Below are 6,919 nucleotides of genomic sequence, written 5' to 3'. Positions count from 1 at the left end.
GGCCGGCGGGCGGTTGTTGACCACCAGCGTGTCGGTCTGGGTGGTGAGGCTGAGCGGGTCGGTAGGGTTGCTGACATTGGCGGTGCGCGACGCGGTGAGCGTCGCGGTCAGGCCGTCGGGCGTGCTGACGCTCGAGGAGGTTGTCACCGGTGCCTGCAGGCCGAAGCGCGGGTCGGGGCCGATGGTACTGGTCTGTACCGTCCCGTCGGCCTGGGTGACCGTGCGACCGCCGTCGAGACCGATCAGTGTCTCGGTCTGCGTGCCGTCGGGATTGAGCGTCGTGCGGCGCTCCTCGCCGGTGGGTAGGAAGGCCACCTGATAGGCGGTCTGCACGCCGTCTTCGGTGGTGTGCACGACCTGGTAGCCGGTGCCGTCGGGCACCGTGAGGTCGGTGCGCGTCAGCGTGTCACTGCCACCGGCGCCGGGCGGGTCGGTGGCGACGCTCAGGCGGCCGCCACTGCCGTAGCTGAAGCTCCGGGTGTGGTTGTTCGGACCAGTGGCGCTGGTGATCAGCCCCTGGCTGCTGGGGGCAAAGGTGGTCGCGCCGGCGGCACTGGCCACCGAGACCGCGTAGCCGTTGGTGTCCAGCGTCAGGGTCGTCGCCTGGCCATCGGGCCCAGTCAGCACGACGGTGCTCGGCGTCGGACGCTGAATGTCGAGCAGGCGGCCGTCGACATCGGTGACGCCGGCCAGGCGCCCCGCGGCATCGTAGGCAAAGCTGTGACGGATGGTCGGGTTCCCCTCGTCGTCGCGGACGAGGGCATCGACGGTCAGTTTGTGTCGGCCGCGGTTGTCGAAGACGTACAGCTCGCTGCCGTCGGGGCTGGCGATGACGAGATCGCCCAGCGCCGCGAAGCCGGGCAGCGGCGAGCGCACGCGCAGCACGCGTTTATTGCCGAGCACCGCGATGTAGAGGCTACCGTCGGGCGCCGGCGCCAGTCGGGAGGGCTCGTCGAAGCGGGCGGCGAGCGCCGCGCCGCCGTCGCCGGAGAAGCCGGTGGTATTGAGCTCCACCCGTGTACCGGCCAGCGCCGAGATCAGCCCCAGCGGATCCACGCGCCGCACGCGATCGTAGGCGCGGTCGGCCACCAGCAGGCTCCCGTCGGCCACCAACGCCACTGCGTCGACATCGAACACTTCCGCCGCGATGGCCAAGCCGCCGTCGCCGACGTCGCCGGTGGGCGGGCCCGGGGCGGTGCCGTCCCCGGCCACAGTGTAAATGCGCCCGTCGGGCGCGATGCGCCGCACCAGCGAGAACCCTGTCGCCACGTACAGGCTACCGTCGGCGGCCAGCGCCAGATCCATCTCTGGGTTGAAGAACAAGGCCTGGCTGGCCGGAATCCCATTCACCGTGTTGTTCCCACAACAATTGGGCCCTTCACCGGCCAGCTTCTGGATGGTCCCCTCGGGGCCGACCACGCGCACGCGCCGGCCGGCATCGGCGATGTAGAGCCGGCCGTCGGCCGCCACCTGCACGGCGGAGGGATTCCTCAGCTGGGCCTGCAGCGCCGGCCCGCCGTCGCCGCAGGCGGCCGACTGGTTGGCGTTCGGGCACGCAATGCCGGTGCCCGCCACGGTGGTGATGGTGTGGGCGGCCAGATCGATCCGCCGCACGCGCGCCCCCTCCGCCTCGGTGACGTAGAGCGCGCCGTCGGGGCCGAACGCCAGGCCGTAGGGGCCCAGCAAGCGGGCGCTGCGCGGATCGACACCCTCGCCGGTCAGTGTGCCGCCGCCGGCGACCCGGTAGACGGTGCCGTCGGCGTTCAGGCGCAGGATCTGGCGGCGGCTGACGTTGCTGTCGGCCACATAGACCGTGCCATCCGGCGCCACCGCCACGCCGTTGGGCTCGATCAGCTCCACCGCGGTGGCCTTGGTGACGTTGTCCACCACCGGCCAGGTAGTGCCGCCACCGATCGCCGTCGTCAGCGACGCCTCGACCCGCTCACGGCTCCGCTGGCTGCCGTCGCCGCCACCGAGCGTGCCGCTGACCGGATCGTAACTGCGATGCACGTCGAGGCTCCAGCCGCCCAGCCCCTCGGCTTTGCTGTCCCAGCCGCCGATGAAGCCGCTGAAGCGGCGCCCGGTGGTGATCTCGGCGCGCGTATTGCCGATGTCGGTGAGCGGCTGTCCGGAGACCAGGGAGAACGACAGGATGGTCGGCGCCGCCTGGTCGTACGCGCGCGGGTAGACAAAGCGCGTCTCCACGTCGATCAGCACGCGGCCCTGCAGGAGGCGGCCGTACACGTCGACGCCGTCCCAGGCGAAGGTTGTGGTCAGCCCGGGCACCAACTCGCCGGCGCTGCGGCGATAGACCTCGATGAAGCGCCGCCCGGCGACGTCGATGTGGACCTCCACGCGCTCCAGCGAGGTCGGCACCGTCGCACCGATCAGCGGGATGGTGATCGGATTGAGCGTCGCCGTCTCCAGCTGGCGATCGCTGCGGTAGGTCAGCGCGTACGGCGTGCCCGGCAGCGACGCCTCCTGGCGCAGCGCCTGGTTCTGGATGTCCAGCTCGCCGCCGCCGCCGAGGTCGGGGTCATCCAGCCGCTCGCGGCCCAGCCCGCCGGTCGGCTCGCCGCCGTTGGGCGGGATCGCATCGGACGGCGGACCGCCCGGCCAGTTGCAGTCCCAGCGCGAGAAGAAGGTCAATGCCACGCGCCAGAGGCTGGCGCCGGGCGCATAGCGGGTGGCCAGCGTCTGCCGCTCGGCGAGGGTGATGCCGAATTGAGTCGCCAGAACGGTATCGCTCTCGGGCACGCCATCGCCGGTGGTATCGAGGTTGGCGACGCCGGCCGTGACGCTCACGACTTGCAGCACGACGCCGTTGGGGGCCGGCTCCCAGCGCGCCTGCTCGCGGTCGTAGCTGCCCAGCGGCACCGCCTGGCCGACCGGAAAATCGAGGAAGTTGTCGACGTAGAGCGGCAGCGGCTGGCTGAGTTCGACCCGCTCCGCGCCGGCGGCCATCGCCTCGTCGGCGCTCACCTCCACCGCGTACGTGTAGGCGCTGGCAGGCGGCAGCTCGCCCGGCATCGCCGAGGGGCCGCGCTCGCCAACCGTGTACTCGGTCAGGCGCACGGTCAGAATCGGCGCCGGCACGGGGGTGCCGTCGACGATCATCGAGGCGGTGGTGTTGGCTGGGATCAGCAATACCGCCTCGCGGCTGCCGTTCGCATCACTCTCCGGCCCGCCGCTGGCGAGCTGCGTCGTCGCTGCGCCGAGCGTGATCACCGTGGCATCGGCGTCCGGCTCGACCAGGGCGACGGCCGGCGCCTGCGCGTACCCCTGCCATGGCACGGTGACGGTACGTTGGGCGGGGAAGGCGTCGACGCCGGCATCGTACTCGATGGTCAGCGGACCGCCGCCGTTCACGGCGAGGTCGAACCACCCGTCGCTGCGGCTCAGCGTGTAGCCGTACTCCGGATGATCGAGCACGGTCACCCGTACGCCCGGCAGCGGCACCTCATTGCGATCAATGACGGCCCCCCGCATTACGGCCGCGCGGGCGGGCTCGATCGTCTCTGGGTCGATCCCGACCTGTACGGCAAGCGGGCCGGTGTACAGAAAGGCCGTGCTGTCGGCAACGGTCGTGGCAACAGTGCGGTCCAGCGGAGGCGCGATCAACACCGGGTCAGGGGGTAAGACCTGTAACGACGCTGGCGGGCTCGGGTTCCCGGCGGCGTCGGTGACCAGAATGGTCAGAACATCGCGTTCCTCGACATCGAGCGGCGCGGTGAAGGATCCGTCCGCGTTGGCGGTGACGGTGATCTGCTGGCCGGTGCGCACGTTCGTGATGGTCACCTGCGCACCGCCTTCAAAACTGCCCGGTCGACCAGTGACGGTGATGCCGCCGTCGACGATACCCCAAGCGATGATGGCATCGGTGGCTGCCGGTGGCGGGGGTTCGGCATCGCAGGTGAGCACGATGAGGCCGGGGCCGGGCAACAGCGTGTCGGAGTCGCTGGCGGCAAGCCAGCTTTGGCCGCTCGCGGCATCGGCGACGACCCGCACGCGCAGATCGGTGCGCGCCCCGACGCCACGAGTGATGTGTGTGGCCGGCGTATCGAGTGGGAAATCAGTGTAGGCGGCCTGAGCAATCGATCCCACCTGGCACGCAGTTCCACAGGCCCCCGCCGTCGATAGTGCGATGGCCGTTGGCGCGCGCGTCACATCATCGCTGTCGCACTCGCCCCAGGGGTCCCAGTCCGCTGTCAACGCCGCGCCGGGCTGGGTTAGCCGATCCGGAACGAACAGGCGCAACCACGCACCGTCAATCGTCGCACCAGAGGGAAGGGTCGAAGTATCCCAGCGCAGCAGGAGATTGTTGACCACCGTGTTGCGGCCGTCCACGTCGTACGTGTCCATCGCGACCAGCTGAGGCATCGACGCGCTGAGGCCGCTGTCCCCGCACTGGAACAAGGTTGGCTGGTTCTCAGGCGTGCACGCCGCAACGATCTGCGACTCGAGCGGCGCAGGCAGTACATGATAGGCGCAACCGGTCGGAGGCGTCGCTGGCGGTGGCGTGGGATCGTCGCAGGCAAGCACCAGCAACTCGGGCTCATTGCCGACCTGGTCCGAGTTCGCCACGAACAGATAGCTCGTGAGTGCCGCCTCGGACATGCGCAGGCGCAGTCCCGAGGTACCGACGCGGTTGAGTCGCGTCAACGGATTGGCCAGCGGGAAGTCGACATCCGCCCCGACCGGGAGTGTGGCGACGTAGCATGAGTAGTCGCAGACGTGCGTGTGGTACGCCGACAGTGCGTCAGTCGCTCCGCTGGCGGCGTGATCGGCCAAGTCACATGATGGTCCCCAATTGTACCAGTCGCCTTCAAGGGTGCCTGTGTCCAGAAACACCATCTGGTGACGGAGGACGTGCATGCGAACGCGCGCAAGGTAGGGCACTTGGTCGGTCGGGAGCGTGCTCGTATCGAAATTCAAGAACGTATTGATCTCTTGCTGGATGGTGCTGCCTCCTGAACTCTCGTTGGCCGTCGCAATGACCAGCGTCGACTCGCCGGCGTCGTCGGTACAAACGAGTGGCGTAGGCGGCTCATCGACGCCCTCGGCAAAGGTCACCGCCTCCTCACGTGCGGGGAACTGCAGAACCTCGCAGGCTGGCGGCACCGGAATCTCATCTGTGCAGGACTCGTACACCAGATAGATGTCGTCGAGCGGGAATGCCGAGACGAGCGTTACAGCATTGCTGCCGACAACGGCGCCGCCTCCTAGGGTTACGCGCAACTCGGTCGCCCCGTTGAGGTTGACGTGACCGCTCACGCTGTCGAGCTGCAGGTCGAATCCGTTCTCAATGGAGCCTGTTGAGCAATCAGTGCCGCAGGACCCGGCCGCATCGAGAGCGGTGCCTGTTCCGGCGCCGCCCACGTCCCCCGCGTCGCATGCATCCCACTCGTACCAGTCGGCGGTGACGTTCAGCGCGTCGGACGAGTTCGCATATGCGTTCGGGAGCCGCAGCCAGGCACGGCCAATCGTACTTTCCGTTTGGCTGATCTCGAACCGCAAGAGCAGCGAACGCGTCTCCGTTACGCTGTCTACGAGGCTGTTGGTGATCGGCCCGTGATCCGTCGAGCAAACCGGCGACGGAGCATCACTGCGATCGGTGATCGTTGCGACCGCGCTCGGCACGACCGCGTTCACAAAGCAGCGGGTTGCAAAGACCTCGGGGTCCAGTGCGAGCGCAGGAGACGCGACCCCCAGCAAGGCAACCAGACAGAGAACAACGATGGCACGCTGGGCCTGCATCATGATCGTCTCCCTTTCCGCACGCCAGAACCAAATCCAACCCGCGCACAGAGCACCGCTTGCCGCGCGACCACAACGCCGACGACATGCCACTTGCGAGGGCGGCGTGTAGAGGTCCAGGTCGGTTTGCTGTCTTGTCCCGAGAATATCCTTTCTGAAACGACGGCAGTGAGGTCGCAGAACAATGCAGGAGATGCAACCGAGCGAAAGGATGCTGCTAGTCGTCGCCCCCATTCTATACAGCCGCAGCATAGCTACTGAATCGTGATCAAACGCACGATCCTGCACTCGGCGCCCTGCGGGCCCCCAACATCATCAGCCACCAGGTTCCGTGGTATAGATGCGAGTCGGCCGGAGTATCCGTGGCCCGGAAAACTCGAGCCCGGGGCCAGACATCTGGGCGAGCTGCCAATCGATCAGCGCGCTGCGGCGGGCGGGCATCCGCGCGGGGCATCGAGGCGCTGGGGGTCTATTCCGGTGCTGACGAGCTGGTCAGCCAGCCCGCAGAGGATCGCAATGTCACTCGTCCCGGCGTGGCGCAGCGCCCCAAAGGCGGCGACCGCCTCATCGCCGCGCCCACCTCGGGCAAGGACCAAGGTGAGGTTCTCGCGCGCCATGCGATCGCGTGGATCGAGGTCGGCGGCCGCGCGCAGGGTGTCGATCGCGCGGTCGAAGTCGCCCTGCAGTGCGTAGACGATTCCGAGGTTGTTGCGCGCAGCTAGCAGGCGCGGATCGATGGCGATAGCGGCAGCGTAGTGCTGCGCGGCGGCGTCCAGGTCGCCGGCCTGCTGCCGCAATGCGCCCAGGTTGACGTGGGAGTCGGCCAAGTTGGGATCGAGCGCGAGGGCGCGCTCGTAGGCGGTCGCCGCCGCCGCCCCATCGCCGGCCGCGCCGAGCGCCGTGCCGAGATTGTGATGATGGTCCGCATAGGAGGGCTGCAGCTCGATGGCGCGCCGCAAGTGCGCGAGCGCTTCGTCGAGATCGCCGCGGCGCAACAACGCGGCGCCCAGGTTGCCGTATGCCATCGCGTAGCCCGGATCCGTTTCGACGGCGCGTCGATAGTACGCAATGGCGGTATCGCCCGCACCGGGCTGATCCTCCAGGCTGCGGGCGATGTTGTAGAGGCTGCGGCCGCGCATCGTGGCGATCGACACGAGCGGCC

At 68.6% G+C, this 6,919-nt stretch carries 2 protein-coding genes; both read right to left on the bottom strand.

Annotated features, from left to right (window positions below):
• A partial coding sequence (locus tag ACRDUX_RS02300) for an NHL domain-containing protein (RefSeq protein ID WP_526410616.1) occupies positions 1-5,760 on the bottom strand: 5,760 nt, incomplete at its 3' end.
• Between the two features lie 413 nt (positions 5,761-6,173).
• On the bottom strand, positions 6,174-6,919 hold a 746-nt coding region (locus ACRDUX_RS02295), incomplete at its 5' end, for a tetratricopeptide repeat protein (protein WP_526410614.1).

This window comes from Mycobacterium sp., assembly GCF_050701675.1.
GTDB lineage: Bacteria > Actinomycetota > Actinomycetes > Mycobacteriales > Mycobacteriaceae > Mycobacterium.
Note: the sequence above shows the minus strand (reverse complement) of the source record. Positions and strands in the feature narration are given on the sequence as shown.